Here is a 24,759-nt window from a genome sequence, read left to right on the forward strand (position 1 = left end):
GGCATACGCGCGCCCGTCCGGTCCCTGGGGCCGGGCGGGCGCGCGCGTATGCGGGGGGCGGCCGCTCCTCGGGAGGCGCGGCGCCCGCTCAGGGCCGGGCGGCCGGGGACACGTAGGCGTCCAACCGCTTCAGGCCCGGCGTCGGCGGCAGGCGGACCGGACGCCAGCCGCGGGCGTAGCCCGGCACCGCCCCGCCGGCGACGAGGACGACGGCGGCGGGACTGCGGGCGCCCAGCCGGGTCAGGCCGGCGGGGGTGATGCTGGCGTCGTGCCCGCCGGGCTGCCGGGAGGCACAGCCCATCTGGTACGCCACCCGTACCGCCTCCTCGCCGCTCACCGCGCACGGCGGCCGTACCCCGGCGGCGCGCAACGTGTCGCCGATCCGGCCGATGTCGGCCTGTGCGCGTACGGTTCCCCCCTGCATCTTGTGCAGGATCGCCAGCTGCACCGCCTGATGGCCGAGCAGCGCGACGACCAGCGCGGCCACCGCCCAAGCGTGCCGGCGGCGGGGCAGCAGCGTCAGCCAGTACAAGAACCACGCGGCGGGCAGGAACAGCAGCGCGTAGGCGGGCAGCAGGAAACGCGGAGCGGCGTAGTCCACCGTCAGCAGGTAGGGGGCGGCGAGGCAGAGGCCGACCAGGGCCGGGAGGGCGATGGGGCCCGGACCGTAGCGGTGCCGTGCGCCGCCGGGGTCGCGCAGGCTCGGCGGCCAGACCGGCGTATGCGGCTGCAGCGCGCCGTCGAGCCCGAGGCCGACCACCCGGAGGGGATGCAGCCCGAAGGTGTCCATCCGTACGGGCTCCAGGCCCAGCTCGCGGGGACCGCCGGGCTCGCGCCCGCGCGGCGTCGGCCACACCGGCCCGTACCGGTGCAGCGTGCCACCGGGCTCGCGGGCGCGGGCCGAGGCCCACACCGCCCCGGCGACCGCCAGCGGCAGCACGAACCACCAGCCCGCCGTCAACGGGTACTTCCAGTCCAGGTCGCAGGGGCGGCACAGGGTCTTTCCCTGCAGCGCCCGTGCGTGGTCGCCGAAGGACGGGTGCCAGCCCAGGCCGCCCTGGATCTCCCCGGCCTGGCGCAGCCGCTCCATCAGCCCGCCGTAGGACACATACGCCTCCACGACCCACTCGGCGCATCCGAGGGCCAGACCGGCCGGGATCGCCAGCAGCACGGTCGAGCGCCGCCAGGCGGGCACGCACACCGCCGCGGCGAACAGCGGCAGGGCCAGCCACACCGCGTCCAGAGGGCGCATCAGCGCGGCCAGGGCCACCGCGGCGGCGAGGCCGATCGCCGCGCCCCGGCCTGCCTGGGGAGCCAGCTGCGCCGCCGGCTGGCGTACGGCCAGCAGGAAGCAGCCCGTGGCGACGAGTGCGGCGTAGCCGGTCCACAGGTTGGGCATCACCTGCGGGCCGTAGAAGAGCGTGATCCACAGACCGGCGAACAGCACACCGCCCAGCGCCGGCACGGGGGCGGGCAGCAGACGCCGCCAGATGCACAGGGTGAGCAGGAACGCGGCGCCGGAGAGCACGGCCAGGTAGCAGTGCAGGGCGGTGGCCGATGTCGTCAGGAAGGCGGCCGGGGCGAGGAGGAGGGTGACGCCGCGGGCGCGCGGGGCACTGAAGAACGCGGCCGGGGCGTGGGCGTCGACCTGGCTGACATAGACCGTCTCGTCCCATCCCAGGCCGGGCGTGGTGAGGGCGAGGTAGAGCTGGCCGGCGGTGAAGACGACGGCCAGGGCGATGAGCCAGGGCAGGTCGCGGACCTGGGCGAAGTGCGCCGTACGGGGCCGTGAGACGAGGCCGGGCGCACGGGGGAGGAGGCTGGCATGCTGCATGGGCACCACCCTGCGTGCGGTGCAAGCGCCCGGCCACACGTGTGGTGCGGTTGGAGCACCCGACTCACACGCGCCGAGGGCGGTGTTTCACGTGAAACACCGCCCTCGGGCCGTTGTGACGAGGCTCGGCCCCGCCGAATGACGCCTACTTCACCTGCGGCTTGCGGACGTTCAGGTGCAGCTCCTTGAGCCGTACCTCTTCCAGCTCCGTCGGCGCGCCCATCATCAGGTCCTGCGCGTTGCCGTTCAGCGGGAAGGCGATGGTCTCCCGGATGTTCGGCTCGTCCGCGAGCAGCATGACGATGCGGTCGACGCCAGGGGCGATCCCGCCGTGCGGCGGGGCGCCGAAGCGGAAGGCGCGCAGCATGCCCGCGAACTTCTCCTCGACGGTGTCACGGTCGTAGCCGGCGATCTCGAACGCCTTGATCATGATGTCCGGCTCGTGGTTCCGGATCGCGCCGGAGGACAGCTCGACGCCGTTGCAGACGATGTCGTACTGCCAGCCCAGGATGTCCAGCGGGTCCTTCTCCTCCAGGTCCTTCATCCCGCCCTGCGGCATGGAGAAGGGGTTGTGGGAGAAGTCGATCTTGCCGGTCTCCTCGTCCCGCTCGTACATCGGGAAGTCGACGATCCAGCAGAAGCGGAAGACGTTCTCCTCGAAGTGCCCGGCCCGCTTCGCGGCCTCGACACGCACCGCGCCCATGATCTTGGAGACCTCGTCGAAGTCGCCGGCGCCGAAGAAGACCGCGTGGCCCTCCTCCAGGCCGAGGCGCTCGGTGAGCACCTTGACGTTCTCCTCGGTCAGGAACTTGGCGATCGGGCCGGTCAGCGCGCCGTCCGCACCGACGCGCACCCAGGCCAGGCCCTTGGCACCGTGCTGGATCGCGTACTCGCCGAGCTGGTCGAAGAACTTGCGCGGCTGGTCCTGCACCGCGGGCACCGGCAGCGCACGGACGTGCTTGCCGGCGAAGGCCTTGAACGCCGAGTCCGCGAAGACGTCGGTGATGTCGACCAGCTCCAGCTGGGCGCGCAGGTCCGGCTTGTCGGAGCCGTACTTCAGCATCGCCTCGCGGAACGGGATGCGCGGGAACGGAGAAGTGACGTGGCGGCCGTTGCCGAACTCCTCGAAGAGCTCGGTCATCAGCTTCTCGACCGGCTGGAAGACGTCCTCCTGCTCGACGAAGGACATCTCGATGTCGAGCTGGTAGAACTCGCCCGGCGAGCGGTCGGCACGGGCGTCCTCGTCCCGGAAGCACGGGGCGATCTGGAAGTAGCGGTCGAAGCCCGAGATCATCAGCAGCTGCTTGAACTGCTGGGGGGCCTGCGGCAGCGCGTAGAACTTGCCCGGGTGGAGGCGGGAGGGCACCACGAAGTCGCGTGCGCCCTCCGGAGAGGTGGCGCTGAGGATCGGCGTCGCCATCTCGTTGAAGCCGAGGGTCGTCATCTTGTGGCGGATGGACGCGATGACCGCCGAGCGCAGCATGATGTTGCGGTGCATCCGCTCGCGGCGCAGGTCGAGGAAGCGGTACTCCAGGCGCCGCTCCTCGTTGACGCCGTCGTCGGCGTTGATCGTGAAGGGGATCTGCTGGGCCGCGCCCAGGACCTCGACCTCGGTGGCCTCGATCTCGATCTCGCCGGTGGGCAGCTCCGGGTTCACGTTCTCGGCGCCGCGCGAGACGACCCTGCCGTCGACGCGGACGACCGTCTCCTTGGTCAGCTTGTCCAGCGCCTCGGCGGCCTGGGTGCCGGGGCGGGCGACGAGCTGCACGAGACCGTAGTGGTCGCGCAGATCGATGAAGAGGATGCCGCCCAGGTCACGACGATTGTGCAGCCAGCCGCTGAGGCGGACGTCCGTGTCGACGTCCGCGGCTCGGAGCTCGCCGCAGTTATGGGACCGGTACCGGTGCATCGCTCATCCAAGTCGTCGCGAGGTCGAGGTGAGGAGTTGACGGGAGCGGAGGAGAGGGATCGGAACACGGGCTCGCACACCCGGTCGCTCTCCCCGGCGGTCACCCGAAAGGCCACCCCAGGATTGACATAACCGCTCCAGGTTACCGTCCCGGCCCCGCCCCTTCGTTGACATATACGCATCAGCGCTTCGCAGGGTCGGGCGGGCGCCCCCGGCGGGGACGACGGTCACGTTCCGCTCGCTGGTCGGCCTCCGCCAAACACACATAAAGTGAGGCAATGCGCACCAAGGACCTCCTGTCCGCCCTCGCGACCGGCCTGTGGCGCTGGGACAACGCATCGGGACGGGTGACCCTCGATGCCGAAGCGGCCCGGCTGCTCGGGCTCCCCGCCGAGCCGGCGGAGCTGAGCGAGGCCGCCGTGCGCTCCCGTTTTCATCCCGTCGACTTCGCCGAGATCAACGGGGTGATCCAGCTCGCGGTGTCCGAGGAGACCCTCGCCGAGGCCCGGCTGCGCATCGTGGACGAGCGCGGGCGGGTGCAGCGCATCGTCCGCACCCGCGCCCGCCCCCAGGTCGTCGACGGCGACTTCGAACTGGTCGGCACGCTCCAGGAGGTGCCCGAACCGCAGCCCGGGACCTCCGCCGCGATCACCCCGATAACCGGCGACTGGCGCCGCTCCCGCGAGGCATTCCTGCTGGACGCGGGGCGGGCGCTGGCCGAGGCGCGGTCCACGGCCGAGGTGCTGCGGGTGGCGGCCGGGCTGTCCATGCCCGGGTTCATGCCCGACGGCCTGGCGGTCTTCGGCATCGAGGGCGACCGGATCTCGGTCATCGGCCACCACGGCCACCGCCCCGGCGACGAGAAGCCGTTCCTCAACATGGCGCTGGATACCGACTACCCGGCCGCCGAGGTCATCCGCACCGGGCGGGCCATCTATCTGCCCACCCCCGAGGACTACAGGCGCCGCTACCCGGCCACCTGGCCGCTGGCCGCCCGCTTCGGCCGTACGTCGTGGGCGTTTCTACCGCTGGTCAACGCGGGCCGGACGATCGGCGCCTGGATGGCGGGGTTCGTCCAGCCGGTGGCCTTCACGCCCGACGAGCGCTCGGTGCTGACCACCGTCGCCCGGATGCTGGCCCAGGCGCTGGCCCGGGCCGGTGTGCAGGAGGAGCAGCAGGAGCTGGCGCTGGGGCTCCAGCGCAGCATGATGCCGACGGTGCAGCCCGACATCCCGGGGATGACGGTCGCGGCCCGCTATGTACCGACCGGCGGCGGGCTGGAGGTCGGCGGCGACTGGTACGACATGATCCCGCTGCCGTCCGGGCGGATCGCGCTGGTCATCGGGGATGTCCAGGGCCATGACGTCCGGGCCGCGGGCCTGATGGGGCAGCTGCGGATCGCCCTGCGCGCCTACGCCTCCGAGGGCCACCATCCCGATGCGGTGCTCTCGCGCGCCTCCCGCTTCCTGGCCGGGATCAACGAGACCGCGCTGCACGGCAACGGCGAGGACCAGCGCTTCGCGACCTGCCTCTACATCGAGGTGGACCCGGCGACCGGGCTGCTGGACATCGCGCGGGCCGGCCACCCGGATCCGGCGATCCGCCTGAGCGACGGCACGATGCTGGTGCGGCCCACCGCGGGCGGGCTGCCGCTGGGCATCGTCCCGGACACCGACTACCCCACCACCCGGCTCGTCCTGGAGCCCGGAGAGACCATGGTGGTGTGCACCGACGGGCTGATCGAGACCGGCGGCCACGACCTGGAGACCGGCTGGGCCCGGCTGCGCGGCATCATCGAGGCGCATGAGGTCGGTGCGGGCGACGAGAGCCTGGAGCGGCTGGCCGACGCCCTGGTCCAGGCCGTGCACGGCCCCTCCTCGCACCACACCACCGGACCGCTGGTGGACCGCCGCGAGGACGACATCGCCGTACTGCTGCTGAGCCGCGAGACCGCCGGCTGCGGGGTGGGCGCCGGCGGCCCGTCGGCCCGGCAGGCCGTTCGGCGCACCGTGCTCGCCGTCGCCCAGGCCGAGCCGCAGCGGATAGCCGAGGCGCGCCGGCAGGTCCGCGACGTACTGCACGACTGGGCCGACGCCGACCAGGTCGACTCGGCGGTGCTGATGGTCTCCGAGGTCGTCACCAATGTGCTGATGCACACCGACGGCGATGCGCTGCTGGTCGCCGAGATCTCCGGCCCCCCAGGCGCCCGGCGGATCCGCGTCGACGTCTCCGACAGCAGCGATGAGCTGCCGCACCGCCGCAGCCCCGGCGAGCTGGCATCCTCGGGGCGCGGGCTGGTGCTGCTGGAGCTGCTGGCCGGGGCCTGGGGCGTGGATCCGCGCGGGGACGGCAAGTCGACGTGGTTCGAGCTCTACGAGGACGCGGGGGCCCCGGTCGGCCCGGTGTCGCCGGAGCCCGCGTCGGAGTCGGAGTCCGAGCCCGCCGCGTAGTGCTTGCGCAGTTCGTGCAGCACACCGGTGGCGGCCGCGGTCAGCGGGACGGACAGCAGCATGCCGAGGATGCCGCCGACGCTGGCGCCCGCGGTGATCGCCAGCATCACGCTCGCCGGGTGCATCTGGACCGTGCGGCTCTGGATCATCGGCTGCAGCACATGGCCCTCCAGCACCTGCACCGCCAGGACGACGCCGAGCGCCCACAGCGCGATCACGAAGCCGCGGTCCGCGAACGCCACCAGGATCGCCACCGCCCCCGAGATGAACGCACCGAGGTAGGGGATATAGGCGCCGACGAAGACCAGCGCACCCAGCCCGACGGCGCCCGGCACCTGGAGGATCAGCAGTCCGACGGTGATGCAGATGGCGTCGATCAGCGCGATGAAGGTGGTGCCGCGCATAAAGCCCTCGATGGACTGGAAGCCGCGGCGGGCCATCCGCTCCAGCTGGGGTGCGGACCTGCCGGGCGCCCAGTCGTGCAGGGCGCGTACGGCCTTGTCGGAGTCGCGCAGGAAGAAGAAGGTCAGCAGCAGGGCGAGCACCGAGGCGGCGATGAACTGGCCGACGATGCTGACGCCCGCCAGTACCCCGGAGGCCGCGGTGCCTCCGAACTTGGTGACCAGTCCCTTGGCGTTGGAGGCGAGGTCGTCCAGCGAGGTGCCGGCCGTACCGAAGTGCTGGGAGAGGCCCTTGGCCGCGTCCTTGAGGGAGGCGATGATCTGGTCGCCGGTGTCCACCAGCGCGCTGACGACGATGTATCCGGCACCGCCGACCACCACCACCAGGACCGCGCAGGTCAGCCCGGCCGCCAGCGAGCGGTTGAGCTTCATCGCCACCAGCCGCCGGTAGAGCGGCCCGAGCAGCGCGCTGCCGAGCAGTGCCAGCAGCACGGGCGTGACCGCGGCGCTCAGGACGACGCACAGCCACACCCCGAGGGCCAGCACGGCCACGATCAGCAGCAGCACCCCGCACCAGGCCGCGGCGCGGCGGGCCTCGATCGGCAGCAACGGCTTGCCGGGCGGCGGCCGTTCGCCCTCGGCGCCGCGCGAGTCTTGATCCGAGTCGTTTCGCACCCGGACAGTCCACCACGGCGAACGGCCCCTGAGCGGGCGTGGAACGAGCCGGGGCGGTGTTTCACGTGAAACACCGCCCCGGCCCATCAGCGCATCCGACGAGGCGTCAGTGCTCGCCCGCCGGGATCGTGCCGAGCCGGCCGGCCTGGAAGTCCTCGAATGCCTGGGCCAGCTCGGCGTGGGTGTTCATCACGAACGGGCCGTAGTGCATCATCGGCTCGCGGATCGGCCGCCCGCCCAGCAGCACCACCTCGAAGTTCGGGCTGCGCGACTCCTGGGACTCGTCCGCCCGGATGGTGATCGAGTCTCCGGTCCCGAAGACGACCGACTGCCCCATACGGAACGGGCGACCCTCCGCACCGGCCGAGCCGCGGCCCGCCAGGCCGTAGGCGAGGGCGTTGAAGTCCTTGCGCCAGGGCAGGGTCAGCTCGGCGCCCGGGCTCAGCGTCACATGCATCATCGTGATCGGGGTGTGGGTGATGCCCGGCCCCTGGTGGCCGTCGAGGTCACCGGCGATCAGCCGCAGCAGCGCACCGCCGTCGCCGGAGGTCAGCAGCTTGACCCGGCCGCCGCCGATGTCCTGGTAGCGGGGGGCCATCATCTTGTCGCTCTTGGGGAGGTTCACCCACAGCTGGAGGCCGTGGAAGAGGCCGCCGGACATCACCAGCGACTCCGGCGGCGCCTCGATGTGCAGCAGACCGGAGCCGGCCGTCATCCACTGGGTGTCGCCGTCGTTGATGACGCCGCCGCCACCGTGCGAGTCACGGTGCACGAAGGTGCCGTCGATCAGATACGTGACGGTCTCGAAGCCGCGGTGCGGGTGCCAGGGCGTGCCCTTGGGCTCTCCCGGCGCGTACTCCACCTCGCCCATCTGGTCCATCATGATGAACGGGTCGAGGTACTTGTAGTCGATGCCGGCGAAGGCCCGGCGCACCGGGAAGCCCTCGCCCTCGAACCCGCTCGGCGCGGTGGCGACGGCCAGCACGGGACGGGGGTGTGCCTCGGCGGGTGCCGCCACACGCGGCAGGGTCAGCGGGTTCTCAACGGTCACTGCGGGCATGACGGCCTCCTCGGTCGCTCAAAACTTAGTTGAATCCTGAACAACCTGCAAGGCGTGCGGCATTCCCACCCGCGTTTGCGCAGGTGAAAGCCGGTACGAAAGAGGATCGACGGGGTGCGGGCGGCCGCCGTCAGCCGTACATCCGCCGCATCGCGAAGTCGACCATCTGCTCCACGGCCTTGGCGTCGAAGACCATCCGGTGATCGCCCTCCATATCGAGGACGAACCCGTAACCGGTCGGCAGCAGGTCCAGCACCTCGGCGCCGGTGATCACGAAGTACTTGGACTCCTTGCCCGCGTACCGCCGCAGCTCCTTGAGCGAGGTGAACATCGGGATCACCGGCTGCTGGGTGTTGTGCAGCGCCAGGAAGCCGGGGTTGTCACCGCGGGGACAATAGACCTTGGACGTGGAGAAGATGCCCTGGAAGTCCTCGGCCGACATCGAGCCGGTGGTGAAGGCCCGCACCGCGTCGGCGAGCGAGGGCGGCGACGGCTCGGGATACAGCGGCTGCTCGCCATAGCCCCCGGGGGCCGGTTGCTGCGGCGGGGGCGGTGGCGCACCGTACTGCTGCCCGGCACCCGCGTTCTGGTCGTAGCCGTACATGCGCCACAGCGTACTGAGTCGGGCAATCGCCGGGGGACGCTCGTCACAGATGGGCGGAAGGGGTTGATTCTTATTACCCGCGGGTAGCATCATTTGACTACTAGCCGGTATTGCGTCTGAGGTCCCTCCCTTGGGGCCCTCTCCCGAACCCTTACGGAGCCGTACCCATGGGCCACTACAAGTCGAATCTCCGCGACATCGAGTTCAACCTCTTCGAGGTGCTCGGCCGTGACAGCGTGTACGGCACCGGACCGTTCGCGGAGATGGATGCCGACACCGCCAAGAGCGTGCTGTCCGAGCTCGCCCGTCTCGCCGAGAACGAGCTGGCCGACTCCTTCGTCGACGCCGACCGCAACCCCCCGGTCTTCGACCCCGAGACCAACACCGCACCGATCCCGGACTCCTTCAAGAAGAGCTACCAGGCCTTCATGGACTCCGAGTACTGGCGCCTGGGCCTGCCCGAGGAGATCGGCGGCACCACCGCTCCGGCCACGCTGATCTGGTCCTACGCGGAGCTGATCCTCGGCTCGAACCCGGCCGTGTGGATGTACTCCTCCGGCCCCGCCTTCGCCGGCATCCTCCACTCCGAGGGCAACGAGGCGCAGAAGAAGGTCGCCCAGATCGCCGTGGACAAGCAGTGGGGCTCCACCATGGTCCTCACCGAGCCGGACGCCGGTTCGGACGTGGGCGCCGGCCGCACCAAGGCCGTGGAGCAGGAGGACGGCTCCTGGCACATCGAGGGCGTCAAGCGCTTCATCACGTCCGGTGAGCACGACATGTCGGAGAACATCCTCCACTACGTCCTCGCCCGCCCCGAGGGTGCCGGTCCGGGCACCAAGGGCCTGTCCCTCTTCCTCGTGCCGAAGTACCACTTCGACTGGGAGACCGGCGAGCTGGGCGAGCGCAACGGCGTGTACGCGACGAACGTCGAGCACAAGATGGGCCTGAAGGCCTCCAACACCTGTGAGATGACGTTCGGCGACCAGCACCCCGCCAAGGGCTGGCTGATCGGCGACAAGCACGACGGCATCCGCCAGATGTTCCGCATCATCGAGTTCGCCCGGATGATGGTCGGCACGAAGGCCATCGCGACGCTGTCGACCGGCTACCTCAACGCGCTGGAGTACGCCAAGGAGCGCGTCCAGGGTCCGGACCTGGCGAACTTCATGGACAAGAGCGCGCCGAAGGTCACCATCACCCACCACCCCGACGTGCGCCGCTCGCTGATGACGCAGAAGGCGTACGCGGAGGGCATGCGCGCCCTCGTGCTGTACACCGCCTCCGTCCAGGACTCCATCGCCCTCAAGGAGGCCGCGGGCGAGGACGTCTCGGAGCTGCACGCGCTCAACGACCTGCTGCTGCCCATCGTCAAGGGCTACGGCTCGGAGAAGTCCTACGAGCAGCTGGCGCAGTCCCTGCAGACCTTCGGTGGCTCCGGCTACCTGCAGGAGTACCCGATCGAGCAGTACATCCGGGACGCCAAGATCGACACCCTCTACGAGGGCACCACCGCCATCCAGGGCCAGGACTACTTCTTCCGGAAGATCGTCCGCAACCAGGGCCAGGCGCTGAACACCCTCGCCGAGGAGATCAAGAAGTTCCTGGCCGAGGCCACCGGCGGCGCGGAGCTGGAGCAGGCCCGCGGCGAGCTGGGCAAGGCCGCCGCCGACCTGGAGGCGATCGTCGGCGCCATGCTGACCGACCTCGCCGCCACGGAGAAGGACGTCAAGTCCATCTACAAGGTCGGCCTGAACACCTCGCGCCTGCTGCTGGCTTCGGGCGATGTCGTCATCGGCTACCTGCTGCTGAAGGGTGCGGCGGTGGCGAGCGCCAAGCTGGCGGACGCCTCCTCCAAGGACAAGGCGTTCTACGCCGGCAAGATCGCCGCGGCGAAGTTCTACGCACACAACGTCCTGCCGGGCGTCGCCGTGCAGCGGCAGCTGGCCGAGTCCGTCGACCAGTCGCTGATGGAGCTGGACGAGGCCGCGTTCTAAGAGCGCCGTCCGCGACCGGTCCGCGGCGTTCTTAGAGGTCTCTCAGATTCACCGTTCAGACTGACGGAGCCCGCCTCTCTTCCCCCGGAGAGGCGGGCTCCGTCATGTCCGCCGGGCGCCACCCGCGCGGCCCGGACCGCGGGTGCGGCCGCCCGGACGGCCGGAATCGTTCACTCCAGTGCGGTTTCCGGCGTGGAATGCGGAAATCCTGGCCGGAAGGGAGCGGAGTCACGTCGCACGCGCACGGGGAATGCGGGGCCTTGCTCCTTATGCTGAATCCATGACCAACTCCGCCCGCTTCGATCGCGGCCACACCGACGACTTGATGTCCTTCCTAGCCGCCAGTCCGTCGCCCTACCACGCGGTCGCCAACGCAGCGGAGCGGCTGGAGAAGGCCGGTTTCCGGCAGGTCGCGGAGGTCGACGCCTGGGACGGCGAGAGCGGCGGGAAGTACGTGCTGCGCGGCGGCGCGATCATCGCCTGGTACGTGCCGGAGGGCGCGAGCGCCGCGACGCCGTACCGAATTGTGGGGGCTCACACCGACTCTCCCAATTTGCGGGTCAAACCGATTCCCGACACCGGCGCCCGCGGCTGGCGGCAGATCGCCGTGGAGATCTACGGCGGCACCCTGCTCAACACCTGGCTCGACCGCGATCTGGGGCTCAGCGGACGGGTGACGCTGCGGGACGGCAGCAACCGTCTGGTCAACGTCGACCGGGCACTGCTGCGGGTACCCCAGTTGGCGGTGCACCTCGACCGCTCGGTGAACTCCGAGGGCCTGAAGCTGGACAAGCAGCGCCATATGACACCGATCTGGGGCCTGGGCGAGGTGGCCGAGGGCGATCTGATCGCTTTCGTCGCCGAGGAGACCGGCGTACCGGCCGAGGACATCAAGGGCTGGGACCTGATGGTCCACAGCATCGAGCCACCGTCCTATCTGGGCCGCGACCGCGAGCTGGTCGCCGGCCCCCGGATGGACAACCTGCTGTCCGTGCACGCCGGTACGGCCGCGCTGACCGCCGCGGCCGCCGCCGGCGGCGCGCTGAACAGCATCCCGGTGCTGGCCGCCTTCGACCACGAGGAGAACGGCAGCCAGTCCGACACCGGCGCGGACGGCCCGCTGCTCGGCACGGTGCTGGAGCGCTCGGTGTTCGCCCGCGGCGGCTCGTACGAGGACCGGGCGCGCGCCTTCGCCGGCACGATCTGCCTGTCGTCGGACACCGGTCACGCCGTGCACCCCAACTACAGTGAACGGCATGAGCCGGGACACCACCCGATGCCCAACGGCGGGCCGATCCTGAAGGTGAACGTCAATCAGCGCTATGCGACGGACGGCAGCGGGCGGGCGGTCTTCGCGGCCGCCTGCGAGCGCGCCGATGTGCCGTGGCAGAGCTTCGTCTCCAACAACTCGATGCCGTGCGGCACCACGATCGGACCCATCACCGCGGCCCGGCACGGCATCGCGACGGTCGACATCGGCGTGGCGATCCTGTCCATGCACTCGGCGCGCGAGCTGTGCGGCGCCGAGGACCCCTACCTGCTGGCGAATGCCCTGACGGCCTTCCTGGAGGGCTGAGTTGGAATTCTCACTGCTCGGCCCGATCGCCGTGACGACCGGCTCCGGAGAGCTGTCGCTCGGGCCCGCCAAACGGCGCAGTGTGCTGGCGCTGCTGTTGCTGCAACCCAACACCACCGTTCCACTGGAGCAGTTGATCGACTCCCTGTGGGAGGACGAGCCGCCCGAGCATGCCCGCACGGTCGTCCAGGGGCATGTCTCACGGCTGCGCGCCACGCTCGCCGAGGGCGGGGCGCAGACCTACGGCATCGAGCTGACCACGCACGGCTCGGCCTATCTGCTGCGGCTGCCGGAGGAGCTGATCGACGCCCACCGGTTCGGTGAGCTGGTGACGCTGGCACGCCCCGAGGCGGCGCCGGCCGACGCCGTACCGCTGCTGCGCGAGGCGCTGGGGCTGTGGCGCGGGCCCGCACTGACCGGCACGGTCACCAGCCCGCCGTTCGCGGCCGCGGCGCACGCCCTGGAGGAGCGCCGGCTGACCGCGGTGGAGGCGCTGGGACGCGCCCACGGCACGCTCGGCGAGCATGAGCAGGCCGCCGCGATCCTCTACTCCGCGGCCGTCAACCACCCCTTGCGGGAAGGGCTGATCGCCGAGCTGATGCGGGCACTGTTCCGTACCGGCCGGCAGTCCGACGCGCTGGAGTGGTTCCACCGCACCCGGCGGCTGCTCAACGAAGAGCTGGGCGTCGACCCGGGCGAGCGGCTGCGCGGGGCCTACGAGGAGATCCTGCGGGCAGAGGCGGCGGGTGGCGGGCGTAAGGCCGCCCAGCCCGCGGCGGGCGCACACAGGACGGGTGACGACTCCCAGGGCGCACCGGTGTTTCACGTGAAACACGGCCCCGGTGGGCCGCTGCCCGCACAGAACACCGGCACGGCCGGAGGGTCCGATGCGAAGGGCACCTCCGCGGACCCGGCCGACGGCGCTCGGGACGGTGCGCGGCCCGGCTCGGGCTCCGGTCCCACCTCGGGGCGGGCCGGTGCGGCGCCGCGCCTGCTGCCCCGGGCGCCGGCCCGGTTCCTGGGCCGGGAGGCGCAACTGGGCTATCTGACCGAGGTGTTGACGGACCGTACGACCGGTGAGAGCCCGCTCGCCGTGGTCGCGGGACCGGCCGGCGTCGGTAAGACGGCCTGCGCCGTGCAGTGGGCGCATCTGTACGCCAGTGCCTTCCCCGACGGCCAGCTCTTCGCCGACCTGCGCGGCTTCGGCGAGGGCGACGAGGCGCCGCCGGCCGAGATCCTGCGCGACTTCCTGCTGGCGCTCGGCACCCCTCCCGAGCGGGTGCCCGGCTCGGCGCAGGCCGCCTCGGCGCTGTTCCGGTCGCTGGTCGCCGAACGCCGACTGCTGGTCGTCCTGGACAATGCCCGCAGCTCGGCGCAGGTACGGCCGCTGCTGCCCGGAGGCGCGCACTGCGCCACGGTCGTCACCAGCCGCAGTCGGCTCGACGGCCTGGTCGCCACCGACTGGGCCCGGCCGGTCGGGCTGCAGGCGCTGGGACACGAGGAGGGCGCGGCGCTGCTCGGCGCCATGCTCGGCCCGGAGCGAGTGGCCGAGGATCCAACCGCCGCCCGCGAACTGGTCGACCTGTGCGAGGGTCTGCCGCTGGCGCTGCGGGCCGCGGCCGCGCAGCTCACCGCCCGCCCCCGCTGGCGGTTGGCCCGGCTCGCCGCGGCGCTGCGCGACGAACGGCGGCGGCTGGCGCTGCTGTCGGCGGAGGACACCGGCATGGCGGCGGCGCTGCGGATGTCCGTCGCCCGGCTGTCGGCGGACGACGCACGGCTGCTCAGGGCGCTGGCGACCAGCGCCGACGGGCACCTCAACGCCTCCGTGGCGGCGGCCCTGGCGGGGTACGACCAGGAGCGCACCCAGGACGGGCTGGACCGGCTCGCCGAGATGCATCTGGTGGACGAGGAAGCCACCGACGTCTACACGATCAGCACGCTGACCCAGCTCTTCGCGCGGGACGAGCGCGGGGAGGGCGGAAAGGGCGGTGCGGAGGACCGCGGCGGCTCCGGCGACTAGGGCCTGTCCGACCCCGACCCATCGGACAGGCCCTAGGGGGACGGGCGCCGCTGAGCGGTGCGCACCCCGCCTCACGTGCGAGGACGTTAGGCGCACGTTAGTGGCACGGCAGCGGCGGACGGCAGTGTGGTGGACAGCTCGCAGGACCGACCGCACCAGACCGCCGCCCGGGGGAGACCGACCATGCCGCGCAGCCAGGACCACCTCAGCAGCCCGCGCACGTCCCGTGGCCTCCGTCGCCGTACGCTCCGGACCGCCGCGGCCGGCCTGACCGCCGTCGCCGCGCTCTCCCTCACCGCCTGCGGTGGCCAGGACAACCCGCTCCAGACCAGCGCGGCCAAACCGTTCAACCCGGCGCTCCGGACCGCCGAGGGCCCGGGAGCCGCGGCGGGCGAGCAGCCGGCGCCGGGGGGCGACGGCTCCGCGCAGGGCGGCGGTGCCCGGCCCGACGGCGGCGTCGCGGAGCAGGCGTCCGCGGGGCGCGGCGGGGCCGGGTCGGGCGCCGGGACCGGCGGCGCGGGCCGGGGCGGCAGCGGCGGCACCGTCCGGCACAGCGCCTGCGACGCTGCCGCGGTGCGGATCGTCGCCCAGCCGCTCAAGGAGCCGGTCAACCATCTGCTGCTGGTCGCCACCAACACCTCCGGCGCCACCTGCGACCTCTACTACGCACCGAATCTGCGGTTCGGCCAGGCGCAGTCCCCGCTCGCAGAACTGCCGGACAGCAAGCCGCAGGGCCTGGTCACCCTCGCCCCCGGCGAGTCCGGCTACGCCGGTGTGCTGACCTCCTCCGCCGACGGTTCCGGCCGCAACGGCCACACCGCGACCGGCCTGTCCGTCGGCCTTCCGGGCCGCGACGGCAAGGGCAGCGTCGGCGGCGCCGCGCAGGTGGCGCTCCCGGGCGGCTCGGTGTACGTCGACGACAGCGCGTGGGTGACGTACTGGCAGGCGAACCCGCGCGAGGCGACCGCTTGGTGAGTCGGCTCCACCGAGCCGCCTCCGGCGAGACCTCCCCAGGACCAGGGCGCCCGCATCCCCCAGCGGGCGCCCTTTCGCCTGCCCGCCGTCCCGTCATATCCCGCCCGACGGCCCGCCCTGTCCCATGACGTTGACGTCTGCGCAGGTCACAGCCGTGCTCAGGCCCGGGACGTCCCATGGGACGAAGACCCTCCGGCCGGCCGCCGCACCCCGCTCCACGCTGGTCCCCGTCGCCGCGAACGGACCGCCCGGCGGCTCGCCATCGGTCGGGATGATCAACAAGACCGCGCCGGGGCAGGACCGGATCACCGCGGACTACCAGGTCGACACCGGCCGCAAGGTGTGCGAGGGCCACGCCTGCTCGACGTACATGGCGCACCTCACCGGCCCGGTCACCGGCTTCCTCAGCGTGGTCGCGGTGGACATCCCGCAGGACCGGCTGCCGGGCGTACCGGTCCAGGGCGGTGGCGGGCAGCCGCAGTCCGGCGGTTCCCGCGAGGAGGCGCTCCACCGCGCCGCCACCTGGCTGACCGCCGACAACGGCGCCCAGGTGCCCTACAGCCAGGCCAAGGTCTGGAAGGACGGCTACCGCCAGGACTGCTCCGGCTATGCGTCGATGGCGCTCGGACTGCCGACGCCCGGCACCAACACCGTGGGCCTGGCCACCAACCGCAGCCTCACCCGGCCCGTCCCGCTGGGTGAACTCAAGCCCGGTGACCTGCTCATCGACGCGGCCGGCGACAACAACAACCGGCATGTGGTGATCTTCGAGAAGTGGAACAACGACGCGCACTCCTCGTACACCGCCTACGAGCAGCGCGGCGGCCACGGCACCGACCACCGGACGCTGACCTATGGACTTCCCGGCGGTGACGCCGAGTTCACGCCCTACCGTCCCGTGAAGTTCGGCGACTGACGCGGTCCGGGCGGGCGTTCCGCCGGAGGACCGCACGCTGTTTCACGTGAAACCTGCGCGGCTTTCACGTGAAACGTCACCAACCGATCCGGGTCCGATCCGGATCGTGTAACGAGGGGTACTTCCGTCACAGGGGAGCGGAAGTGCCCCTCGCGCGCGCATGTCCGCTGTGCTGGAATGCGGGACGTGCCTGGCAATCAGAACCACGCCGCTAACTCCCGCCGCAAGCCCCTGTCCCCCCTTCCCGACGAACTCTCCGGTCCGGCAAGGGACTTCGTCGCCGCACTGCGCCGGATGCACGGTGAACTCGGCTACAGCCTCAAGGAGTTGGAGGGACGGCTGCCCGCCAGCCGCTCGTCCCTGTCGCGCTATCTGCGCGGCCAGAGCCTGCCCGACGAACGGGTGCCGGCGCTGACCTCGTCCGGCGACTCACCGGACGCCGATGGCACCGGTGCACGGGGCACACAGTCCGGGGCGAAGGGCACCGCGTCCGCCGAGATCACCGTCCACAACGTCGAACGCGCCTGTCAGCACCGGCGCACAGAGAACTGCGCGCTCGCCCTGGCCCGCGACCCCTACCGGGTCTACCGGCGCTCCAATGTCGTGGGCCACGTCTGGCACGGCGATGTGCCGCGCGCGCTGTGCCGGGTCGCCAACGGGGTGACCGTCACCGACGAGGTGGGCGGGCACAGCAGCATCTGGTTCCGGGTGGATCACGCCGGGAAACAGATGTGGGTACCCGGCATCCGCATCCGTCCCGAACAGCTCGAAAACACCCCGCTGCCCAGCTGCCCGAACGGATCTTGAGCCCTCCCGACCCATCTGACCTGCGGCGACGCCGCACCACCACCCCGCCGGGCGAACCCGCCCTGGCGTACCGGACCGCAGTCGATATCGTGGCCGTGCCATGACAGACACGCCGCATTGATCGCAGTGACCCACTGGGGGACCCACCCATGACCGCACGCCGCTTCCGCCGCCGCTCCGCCGCGTACGCCGCGCTGGCCCTCGGGCTGGCCGGTTCGCTCGCGCTGACCGGCTGCAACAGCCACTCCTCGAAGAAGTCGAAGAAGTCCTCCTCCTCGTCCTCCAAGAGCAAGAAGCGCAAGATCATCGGTGGCGGTGCGGCCGCGGCGGGAGCAGGCGCGGGAGCGGCGTCGCGCAAGCCGACCTACTGCACCACCGGCACCTCGGCGGACTTCAAGTTCACCACGCGGACCAACCCGAGCCACGTGATCGTGAAGTACCACAACAGCAAGAGCCGCTCCTGCTACCTCTACAACTCGCCGATGCTGTACTTCGGCACCGCCAAGCAGCCCCTGGGCTACTTCGAGGGCCCGCCGTCGTTCGGCGACTCCCAGCGGATCGAGGTCCCGGCGCGCGGGGACGCCTACGCGAGCATCCCCACCACCAACGCCGCGGACAAGGGCAGCAAGCAGAAGCTGGTGAAGATCGGCTTCATGAACGCCGGCGAGCCCACCCAGCGCGGTCTGTCGACCACCGTCAACTTCTCGCAGTACGCCAGCCTGCCGTCCGTCGGCAAGACCGCCAAGGTCGGCGACTGGTACCTGTCCGACAAGCTGGCCGAGCTCAAGACCAATACCGGTCACTGACCGGCGGCGGTCGCCGACCGTGGCGGGGGCCATGCCGGCCCCCGCCGCCGGCTACTCGGCGTCCAGCCCCGCCAGGACGAGCCCCAGCCGGGCCGCCCCGCCCTCGGCGACCTCGACCGGAACGCCCCAGTCCTGCTGGTGCACATGGCAGGCGGGGTACTCGACGTCCGGGGCGTCGTCGCAGGACGCCGCCATCGCCGAGACATGCAGTACGCCCTCGGTCACCCCGTCCGCCAGCACCAGATCCCGGGCGAGGTCGGTGCCCGCACCCGCGCCCTCGGCGAGCAGCTCCGGCGGGGTCGCGCTCACCAGCAGCCGGGTCGAGGGGCCGTAGCGGGTGTCGAGCTTCTGGCCCGCGGGGGCCTGGAAGACCACCTCCAGCCGCAGCGCGCCCGGGGCGACCGCGGTCGCCGCGCGCTGGGTGCGATGCGCCACCGACTCGACGCGGACCGCCTCCTCGGGCAGCCGCAGCCGGGTCAGCCGGTGCCGCGCCGACTCCACCACGACGATGTCGCCGTCGACGAGGACCGCGGCGGACGGCTCGCGCAGATCCGTCGCCAGCGTCGTCACCTCGCCGCTCGCGGGGTCGTAGCGGCGCAGCGCGTGGTTGTAGGTGTCCGCGACGGCGACCGAGCCGTCGGGCAGCGCGGTCACGCCCAGCGGATGCTGCAGCAGCGCCTGGTCGGCGGCGCCGTCGCGGTGCCCGAAGTCGAACAGGCCGGTGCCGACGGCCGTACGGATGACACAGCCGTCACCGTCTTCGGCGGGCTCCGCCCAGCGGACCGCGCTGGTCTCCGAGTCCGCGATCCACAGCCGGTCGCCGGCCGCCGCGAGCCCGGACGGCTGGGCGAACCATGCCTCGGCCGCCGGGCCGTCCACCAGGCCCTCGTTGGTCGTGCCGGCCGCGACCTCGACCGTGCCGGTGGCCGGGTCGTACGTCCACAGCTGGTGCACCCCGGCCATCGCGATCCACAGCCGGTCCTGCCACCAGGCGAGGTCCCAGGGCGAGGAGAGCGCCACCTCGCGGGCCGGTCCCGAGGTCGGTGAGCCCTGCCACCACTGCTTGCCGGTGCCGGCCACGGTCGTCAGCGCGCCGGTCGCGGGATCGAAGACGCGGATGGCGTGGTTGACGGTGTCCGCCACGGCCACCCGCCCGTCGGGCAGCAGCGCCAGGCCCTGCGGCTCGTTGAAGGAGTCCGGCGTCAGTCCGCGTTCGCCGCTGCCGATCCGGCGCAGCACCCGCTCGCCGTCCGCCGCCAGCTCCACCAGCTGGTGGCGGGTGGTGTCCGAGACGAGGAAGCCGCCGTCCGGCAGCCGTACCGCCTTGCCGGGGAAGCGCAGATCGGTGGCGACCGGCTCCGGCGGCACATAGGGGCCGTCGCCGCGCCGCAGCGTGCCCTTCGCCTCGTGCTCGGCCTCCAGCTCCTCGACGAGCCCCGCGATGGCGTGCGCATGGCCCTCGCCGGCGTGCTGGGCGACGACATACCCCTCGGGGTCGATCACCACCAGCGTCGGCCAGGCCCGGACCGCGTACTGCTTCCAGGTGGCGAGCTCGGGATCGTCCAGCACCGGGTGCTCGACGCCGTAGCGCTCGACGGCGTCCACCACGGCCTGGTGCTCGGCCTCGTGCACGAACTTCGGGGAGTGCACACCGATGATCACGACCGTGTCGCGATGCCGCTCCTCCAGCTCCCGCAGCTCGTCCAGGACATGCAGACAGTTCACACAGCAGAACGTCCAGAAATCCAGGACGATAATGCGTCCCCGCAGGTCGGAGAGGGTCAGATCCTTGTTTCCGGTGTTCAGCCAGCCGCCCTTGCCGATCAGCTCGGGGGCCCGGACGCGCGCACGTGAAGCCATGTGGACATTCAACGTCACTCCGGTGCCCGCACATTCCGCAGGGGCACCGGGGAACACCTCAGCCATGCAGCGACACCCCGGGGCGCAGCCCCCGCGCTCCCACAAGTACCTCGTACGCGACCGGATCTTCGGCATCGGCGACGACTACTGGATCGAGGACGAACACGGGCGACACGCCTTCCTCGTGGACGGCAAGGCACTGCGGCTGCGGGAGACCTTCGAGCTGAAGGACCCCGAGCGGCGGGTGCTGATCACCATCCGCAAGAAGGTGCTGGCCCTGCGCGACACCATGACGATCGAGCGGGACGACGCGACGCTGGCCACGATCAGGCGCAAGCGGCTTTCTCTGCTGCGCAACCACTTCCGCGTCGAGCTGGTGGACGGCACCCAGCTGGACGTCAGCGGCAAGATCCTGGACCGCGAGTTCGCGATCGAGTACGACGGCGAGCTGCTCGCCGAGATCTCGCGGCGCTGGCTGACCGTCCGCGACACGTATGCGGTCAATGTCGTACGGGACGACGCGGATCCGGCGCTGCTGATCGCCATCGCGGTCTGTGTGATCCGGCTGGCGGAGCGGGAGCGCGGGGAGGACTGAGCCGCGGGCGCCGAAACCGTGCGCCGCGGCCCTCAACGGCCGTGGCACATCGGCCTACGATGGTCACCCGAAAGCACTGCCGGGGTGCCCGTGCGCAGCGTAACTTAACTGCACAGACAGCAGCCCGCGTACGAACCGTCCGAGGGGTCCCGTGACCGTCCATCCCAGCCTTCAGTCCTCCATCGATGCCTGGACTCACTCCATAGAAGCGATAACCGAGCTGGTGACTCCGCTCGTCGAGGGCGAGTGGAACAGGGCGACGGACCTCCCAGGATGGTCCGTGCGCGATGTGGTCTCCCACGTCATCGGCCTGGAATGCGAGATGCTGGGCGACCCACGGCCGATCCACACGCTGCCGCGCGACCTCTACCACGTGCGCAGCGAGTCGGCGCGCCGCATGGAGGTGCAGGTCGACGTCCGCCGGCACCACACCGGGCCGGAGATGGTCAGCGAGCTCGAATACACCGTGATCCGCCGCTCCCGGCAGCTGCGCAACGAATCCCGTCAGCCGGACGCCGTGGTGCGCAGCCCGCTCGGCGAGGAGCGGTCGCTGGAATTCGTGCTGCAGCAGCGGGCGTTCGACGTCTGGGTCCATGAGCAGGACCTGCGCCGGGCGCTGGGCAAGCCCGGCAATCTCGACTCCCCCGGCGCGCATGTCACGCGCGATCTGCTGGTGAAGGTGCTGCCCGGCGTCGTCGCCAAGAGGGCCCAGGCGCCCGCCGATTCGGCGGTGGTCTTCGATGTCAGCGGACCGCTGGAGTTCCTGCGCACGGTCCGCGTGGGCGCCGACGGCAAGGCCACGATCGACGGCAGCGTCTCCCTCGGCCCGACCGTGACGTTCGCCCTGGACTGGGACGCCTTCCACCAGCTGGCCTGCGGCCGGGTCCGGCCTGCGGCCGTCGCCGACCAGGTCAAGATCGACGGTGACGCTGAGCTGGCCGAGGCGATCCTGAGCAACTTCGCGGTCACGCCGTAGCGCAGACCGGGAGAAGGGCGGGGGCGTCCCGGCGGTGTCGTTTCACGTGAAACAGCCCCCGCCACCACCTCACGCCGGGACGTGGACCGCCTCGACCCGGCTGACGACCAGCCGCTCGCGCTCGCGCCGTGCAGCGCTTCCGCGCAGCCGCAGGATCTGGCAGACGCCCACCGCCTCCAGGACGAAGACCGAGGCGAGGGCGATCCGGTAGTTGTCGCCGGTCGCGTCCAGCAGGACTCCGACGGCCAGCAGGGTCGTCATCGACGCGGTGAAGCCGCCCATGTTGACGATGCCGGAGGCGGTGCCCTGGCGCTCGGGCGGGTTGGCAGGCCGGGCGAAGTCGAAACCGATCATCGAGGCCGGACCGCAGGCCCCCAGTACCGCGCACAGCGCGATCAGCAGCCACATCGGCGCGTGATCGGCCGGCCAGGACAGCACGATCGCCCACATCAGGGCGGTGGCACCGACGGTGCCCAGGGCGAGCGGCATACGTGCGGCGTGGTGGCGGGCGATGACCTGGCCGTAGACCAGCCCCACCGCCATGTTGGAGAGCACCACGAGGGTGAGCAGCTCACCGGCGGTGCCGCGGGACAGGCCCTGCGCCTCGACGAGGAACGGCAGGCCCCACAGCAGCAGGAACACCATCGCCGGGAACTGGGTGGTGAAGTGCACCCACATCCCCAGCCGGGTGCCCGGCTCCCGCCAGGCGTCCGCGATCTGCCGGCGCACGAACCCGGCGCCGGAGTGCTCGGCGGGCGCCGGCGGCGGCTCGAAGCCCTCCGGGTGGTCCTTGAGGAAGAGCAGCAGCACGATCAGCACGAGGACGCCGCCGGCCGCACTGGCGGCGAACGTCGGGGTCCAGCCGAAGGTGTGCAGGAAGCGGGCGAGGACGAGTGTGGAGACCAGGTTGCCCGCCATCCCGACGAGCGCGGCGATCTGCGCGATCATCGGGCCCCGGCGGGACGGGAACCAGCGGGCGCCCAGCCGCAGCACGCTGATGAAGGTCATCGCGTCACCGCAGCCGAGCAGCGCACGCGAGCCGAGCGCCATCGGATACGACGCGGAGAGCGCGAAGCCGAACTGGCCGAGGGTGTAGAGCACGACGCCGAGGGTCAGCACCTTCTTGGCGCCGAGCCGGTCGACCATCAGGCCGACGGGTATCTGCATCCCCGCGTAGACCAGCAGCTGGAGGATGGAGAACGTCGACAGCGCCGAGGCGTTGATGTGGAAGCGCTCGGCGGCGTCCAGGCCGGCCACGCCGAGGCTCGTACGGTAGGTGATCGCGACGAAGTAGACCGCGACGCCGATGCCCCAGACCGCCATGGCCTTACGGCCGCCGGGCGGGTCCGTCAGCAGCGGGCGGACGGGGCCGCCGCCTATTCCGGAGCCGCCGGCGCTCGCCGGTCCGCCGGTGCCGTCGCTCATCGCACGTCCCCCTGCGCGAGGTTGCGGACCCAGCTGACGTGGCGGTGCACGGCGTCGGTCGCAGCGGCCGCGTCACCGGCGCGCAGCGCCTGAAGGATCTCCGCGTGCTCGGCGATGTTCTTGGCGATCCGGTCGGGGTGGGCGTGCATCACCGCGACGCCCATCCGCAGCTGGCGGTCGCGCAGCTGCTCGTAGAGCCGGTCCAGGATCTGGTTGCCGGCGCTGCGCACGATGGCGGCGTGGAAGGCGCGGTCGGTGACGGAGACGGCGGCCAGATCGCCGGCCGCGGCCTGCTCCCGCATCGTCTCCAGCAGCTCGGTCAGCTCACCGATCAGCGGCTCGCCGGCGGGCACCGCCTTGGCCGCGGCGTGCTTCTCCACCAGCAGCCGGGTCTCGACGACATCGGCGATCTCCTGTGCGGAGACCGGGAGCACCAGCGCGCCCTTCTTCGGATAGAGCTTGATCAGCCCCTCGACCTCCAGGCGCAGCAGCGCCTCGCGCACCGGTGTGCGCGAGACCCCCACCGCGTCGGCCAGCTCACCCTCGGTGAGCAGCATCCCGCCCTCGTAGCGGCGGTCCAGGACGGCGTCCTTGATGTGCGCATAGACCCGCTCGGCGGCGGGCGGCTGCTTGGCGGCGGGCTCGGTGGCGGGGGCGGTGGGTGCGGACGCGGAGGGCATGCGCACAGGATAGATACAACAGGTATGCGTCCGGCACCCAGGTCCGCGATGCGGACGATCACCAAGGCATTTGTCCAGGTAGCAGCCTTATTGGGCCCTGCCGGACGGGCGGACGACTGCCGTCCGACCATCCGGCAGGGCCCCGTTCGTCAGCCCGGCATCCGCCCCTGCGCGACCAACCGGTCCACCACCTGCGAGTGGGCGGGGGCGCAGCGCTCACGCGCCTCTCGGCGGTCGAACCAGGCGTACTCGGCGATCTCCCGGCCCGGGACCGGCACGATGTCCTGCGGCCCTCCGGTGAAGCAGGTCATATGCAGCCGGCGGCCGTTCTTGCCGTGCGCGACGTCATGGACGACGAACGCCTCCGACAGCTCCTCGGCGGGCACCACCAGGCCCAGCTCCTCGGAGAGCTCACGCGACAGCGCCTCACGGGCGGTCTCCCCGGGCTCGTACTTGCCGCCCGGGAGGTAGAACGTGTCGTTCCCCCGCGTCCGTACGCTCAGCAGCCGCCCCTCGCGCAGATGCAGCCAGCCCACCGACCTCAGCGGCGCGACCCGCTCCAGGGCGATCAGCGGATGGCCGGTCTCCTCGTCCACCCGCCGCCCGCACTCGGTGAAACCGAGGTGCGCGTAGAAGCGGCGGGCGCGGGCGTTGCCCTCGAAGACCTCCAGGGCCAGCGCACCATGCCGGGCCGCCGCATGCTCGATCAACTGTCGCCCGGTACCGCTGCCTTGGGCCTCCGGCGCCACGAACAGCCCGCCGACCTCGGCGCCGGGCCCGTCCTGCGTGCGCTCCCCGCGCCCGCCCGGCAGGAGTCCGAGCAGGCCGATGACGGTGCCGGCACGCTCGGCGACCCAGTTCTCCGCCTGGACGAGGTACACCTCGCGGAGGACCCGGGCCCGCTCGCCGGCGCCCTCCCCCTCGATGAAGGGGTGCGCCTGCCGTGCGGCCCGCGACCACAGATCGGTGACAACGTCCTGGTCGGAGCCCTGATAGCGCCGGATGATCATGTCGTTGGTCATTTCGCCGACCGTAGACAGCGCGCCCGACGGCCGCAAACCCTTTCCGGCACCGCGGCCCGCGTTCGTCGGGAGGGGGGACCGGAGAGGGACGTAGGGTCCACCTAAAGTCTGACGCGAGTCCGTACCTGGCGCGTACGGATCGGCCCGGATCCCATGGGTGAATAGAGGCATGGA

Annotated in this window: 19 protein-coding genes; 10 read left to right on the plus strand and 9 right to left on the minus strand. The window is 71.6% G+C overall.

All coding sequences use genetic code 11. The features are described from left to right. Positions 1 to 88: 88 nt before the first annotated feature. Positions 89 to 1,834: a hypothetical protein gene (locus ACZ4NB_RS02620; RefSeq protein WP_467657823.1), complete on the minus strand. Its 1,746-nt coding sequence runs from the start codon at positions 1,832 to 1,834 to the stop codon at positions 89 to 91. 145 nt (positions 1,835 to 1,979) lie between these two features. Continuing rightward, a complete protein-coding gene (gene aspS / locus ACZ4NB_RS02625) occupies positions 1,980 to 3,743 on the minus strand; it encodes an aspartate--tRNA ligase (RefSeq protein WP_467657824.1) in 1,764 nt (587 codons plus the stop codon). A 278-nt stretch (positions 3,744 to 4,021) separates the two neighbouring features. On the opposite strand from aspS, the gene ACZ4NB_RS02630 reads away from it, so the two are divergent. Continuing rightward, positions 4,022 to 6,193, plus strand: a complete 2,172-nt coding sequence (locus ACZ4NB_RS02630) for a SpoIIE family protein phosphatase (RefSeq protein ID WP_467657826.1) — start codon at positions 4,022 to 4,024, stop codon at positions 6,191 to 6,193. Here ACZ4NB_RS02630 and ACZ4NB_RS02635 read toward each other — a convergent pair. The 3 genes from ACZ4NB_RS02635 to ACZ4NB_RS02645 all read right to left on the minus strand — a co-directional run bounded on the left by ACZ4NB_RS02635 (position 6,115) and on the right by ACZ4NB_RS02645 (position 8,933). Then, on the minus strand, positions 6,115 to 7,269 hold the full coding sequence (locus tag ACZ4NB_RS02635) for an AI-2E family transporter (protein WP_467657827.1): 1,155 nt from the start codon (positions 7,267 to 7,269) through the stop codon (positions 6,115 to 6,117). The two genes, ACZ4NB_RS02630 and ACZ4NB_RS02635, sit on opposite strands and share 79 nt — an antisense overlap. A 106-nt stretch (positions 7,270 to 7,375) precedes the next feature. Next, on the minus strand, positions 7,376 to 8,329 hold the full coding sequence (locus ACZ4NB_RS02640; RefSeq protein ID WP_467657828.1) for a pirin family protein: 954 nt from the start codon (positions 8,327 to 8,329) through the stop codon (positions 7,376 to 7,378). Between the two features lie 130 nt (positions 8,330 to 8,459). Continuing rightward, entirely contained in the window at positions 8,460 to 8,933 is a 474-nt protein-coding gene (locus tag ACZ4NB_RS02645) for an SseB family protein (RefSeq protein WP_030411509.1), read from the minus strand. A gap of 167 nt (positions 8,934 to 9,100) precedes the next feature. Here ACZ4NB_RS02645 and ACZ4NB_RS02650 point away from each other — a divergent pair, with 167 nt between their 5' ends. The 7 genes from ACZ4NB_RS02650 (at position 9,101) to ACZ4NB_RS02680 (ending at position 18,027) form a co-directional block, all read left to right on the plus strand. Beyond that, the gene (locus tag ACZ4NB_RS02650) at positions 9,101 to 10,927 is read left to right on the plus strand and encodes an acyl-CoA dehydrogenase (RefSeq protein ID WP_467657829.1); all 1,827 of its coding nucleotides are present in this window, start codon (positions 9,101 to 9,103) and stop codon (positions 10,925 to 10,927) included. 280 nt (positions 10,928 to 11,207) lie between these two features. Continuing rightward, complete coding sequence (locus tag ACZ4NB_RS02655; protein ID WP_467657831.1) at positions 11,208 to 12,503, plus strand: M18 family aminopeptidase; 1,296 nt, start codon at positions 11,208 to 11,210, stop codon at positions 12,501 to 12,503. A 1-nt stretch (position 12,504) separates the two neighbouring features. Then, positions 12,505 to 14,523, plus strand: coding sequence for an AfsR/SARP family transcriptional regulator (locus tag ACZ4NB_RS02660; protein WP_467657832.1), 2,019 nt, complete (start codon positions 12,505 to 12,507; stop codon positions 14,521 to 14,523). A gap of 183 nt (positions 14,524 to 14,706) precedes the next feature. Next, positions 14,707 to 15,498 carry a DUF4232 domain-containing protein gene (locus ACZ4NB_RS02665; protein WP_467657833.1) on the plus strand — a complete coding sequence of 264 codons (792 nt, stop codon included), beginning with the start codon at positions 14,707 to 14,709 and terminating at the stop codon, positions 15,496 to 15,498. A 124-nt stretch (positions 15,499 to 15,622) separates the two neighbouring features. Further along, positions 15,623 to 16,414 carry a hypothetical protein gene (locus ACZ4NB_RS02670; protein ID WP_467657834.1) on the plus strand — a complete coding sequence of 264 codons (792 nt, stop codon included), beginning with the start codon at positions 15,623 to 15,625 and terminating at the stop codon, positions 16,412 to 16,414. Between the two features lie 177 nt (positions 16,415 to 16,591). Then, a complete protein-coding gene (locus ACZ4NB_RS02675) occupies positions 16,592 to 17,221 on the plus strand; it encodes a hypothetical protein (RefSeq protein ID WP_467657836.1) in 630 nt (209 codons plus the stop codon). Positions 17,222 to 17,370: 149 nt separating this feature from the next. Beyond that, positions 17,371 to 18,027 carry a DUF4232 domain-containing protein gene (locus ACZ4NB_RS02680; protein ID WP_467657837.1) on the plus strand — a complete coding sequence of 219 codons (657 nt, stop codon included), beginning with the start codon at positions 17,371 to 17,373 and terminating at the stop codon, positions 18,025 to 18,027. 51 nt (positions 18,028 to 18,078) lie between these two features. Here the strand turns inward: ACZ4NB_RS02680 and ACZ4NB_RS02685 are convergent, their stop codons facing one another. Beyond that, positions 18,079 to 19,887, minus strand: a complete 1,809-nt coding sequence (locus tag ACZ4NB_RS02685) for an NHL domain-containing thioredoxin family protein (protein WP_467657838.1) — start codon at positions 19,885 to 19,887, stop codon at positions 18,079 to 18,081. Positions 19,888 to 19,951: 64 nt separating this feature from the next. On the opposite strand from ACZ4NB_RS02685, the gene ACZ4NB_RS02690 reads away from it, so the two are divergent. Both ACZ4NB_RS02690 and ACZ4NB_RS02695 read left to right on the plus strand, forming a co-directional pair. After that, the gene (locus ACZ4NB_RS02690) at positions 19,952 to 20,482 is read left to right on the plus strand and encodes an LURP-one-related/scramblase family protein (protein WP_467657840.1); all 531 of its coding nucleotides are present in this window, start codon (positions 19,952 to 19,954) and stop codon (positions 20,480 to 20,482) included. Between the two features lie 151 nt (positions 20,483 to 20,633). After that, positions 20,634 to 21,458: a maleylpyruvate isomerase family mycothiol-dependent enzyme gene (locus tag ACZ4NB_RS02695; RefSeq protein WP_467657841.1), complete on the plus strand. Its 825-nt coding sequence runs from the start codon at positions 20,634 to 20,636 to the stop codon at positions 21,456 to 21,458. A gap of 69 nt (positions 21,459 to 21,527) precedes the next feature. Here ACZ4NB_RS02695 and ACZ4NB_RS02700 read toward each other — a convergent pair whose 3' ends face one another. The 3 genes from ACZ4NB_RS02700 to ACZ4NB_RS02710 all read right to left on the minus strand — a co-directional run bounded on the left by ACZ4NB_RS02700 (position 21,528) and on the right by ACZ4NB_RS02710 (position 24,585). Then, on the minus strand, positions 21,528 to 22,883 hold the full coding sequence (locus ACZ4NB_RS02700) for an MFS transporter (protein WP_467657842.1): 1,356 nt from the start codon (positions 22,881 to 22,883) through the stop codon (positions 21,528 to 21,530). Next, on the minus strand, positions 22,880 to 23,563 hold the full coding sequence (locus ACZ4NB_RS02705) for a GntR family transcriptional regulator (protein WP_399145920.1): 684 nt from the start codon (positions 23,561 to 23,563) through the stop codon (positions 22,880 to 22,882). Before ACZ4NB_RS02705 ends, ACZ4NB_RS02700 begins: the two co-directional genes overlap by 4 nt. A gap of 149 nt (positions 23,564 to 23,712) precedes the next feature. Beyond that, positions 23,713 to 24,585, minus strand: coding sequence for a GNAT family N-acetyltransferase (locus ACZ4NB_RS02710; protein ID WP_467657844.1), 873 nt, complete (start codon positions 24,583 to 24,585; stop codon positions 23,713 to 23,715). Positions 24,586 to 24,759: the final 174 nt, after the last annotated feature.

This window comes from Streptomyces sp. NPDC026575 (assembly GCF_055567415.1).

Coding starts and splice junctions, on each gene's coding strand:
- ACZ4NB_RS02620 (WP_467657823.1), bottom strand. CDS start 1,834: ATGCAGCATGCCAGCCTCCTCCCCCGTGCGCCCGGCCTCGTCTCACGG.
- aspS (WP_467657824.1), bottom strand. CDS start 3,743: ATGCACCGGTACCGGTCCCATAACTGCGGCGAGCTCCGAGCCGCGGAC.
- ACZ4NB_RS02630 (WP_467657826.1), top strand. CDS start 4,022: ATGCGCACCAAGGACCTCCTGTCCGCCCTCGCGACCGGCCTGTGGCGC.
- ACZ4NB_RS02640 (WP_467657828.1), bottom strand. CDS start 8,329: ATGCCCGCAGTGACCGTTGAGAACCCGCTGACCCTGCCGCGTGTGGCG.
- ACZ4NB_RS02645 (WP_030411509.1), bottom strand. CDS start 8,933: ATGTACGGCTACGACCAGAACGCGGGTGCCGGGCAGCAGTACGGTGCG.
- ACZ4NB_RS02650 (WP_467657829.1), top strand. CDS start 9,101: ATGGGCCACTACAAGTCGAATCTCCGCGACATCGAGTTCAACCTCTTC.
- ACZ4NB_RS02655 (WP_467657831.1), top strand. CDS start 11,208: ATGACCAACTCCGCCCGCTTCGATCGCGGCCACACCGACGACTTGATG.
- ACZ4NB_RS02665 (WP_467657833.1), top strand. CDS start 14,707: ATGCCGCGCAGCCAGGACCACCTCAGCAGCCCGCGCACGTCCCGTGGC.
- ACZ4NB_RS02670 (WP_467657834.1), top strand. CDS start 15,623: ATGACGTTGACGTCTGCGCAGGTCACAGCCGTGCTCAGGCCCGGGACG.
- ACZ4NB_RS02675 (WP_467657836.1), top strand. CDS start 16,592: ATGCGGGACGTGCCTGGCAATCAGAACCACGCCGCTAACTCCCGCCGC.
- ACZ4NB_RS02680 (WP_467657837.1), top strand. CDS start 17,371: ATGACCGCACGCCGCTTCCGCCGCCGCTCCGCCGCGTACGCCGCGCTG.
- ACZ4NB_RS02685 (WP_467657838.1), bottom strand. CDS start 19,887: ATGGCTTCACGTGCGCGCGTCCGGGCCCCCGAGCTGATCGGCAAGGGC.
- ACZ4NB_RS02690 (WP_467657840.1), top strand. CDS start 19,952: ATGCAGCGACACCCCGGGGCGCAGCCCCCGCGCTCCCACAAGTACCTC.
- ACZ4NB_RS02700 (WP_467657842.1), bottom strand. CDS start 22,883: ATGAGCGACGGCACCGGCGGACCGGCGAGCGCCGGCGGCTCCGGAATA.
- ACZ4NB_RS02705 (WP_399145920.1), bottom strand. CDS start 23,563: ATGCCCTCCGCGTCCGCACCCACCGCCCCCGCCACCGAGCCCGCCGCC.
- ACZ4NB_RS02710 (WP_467657844.1), bottom strand. CDS start 24,585: ATGACCAACGACATGATCATCCGGCGCTATCAGGGCTCCGACCAGGAC.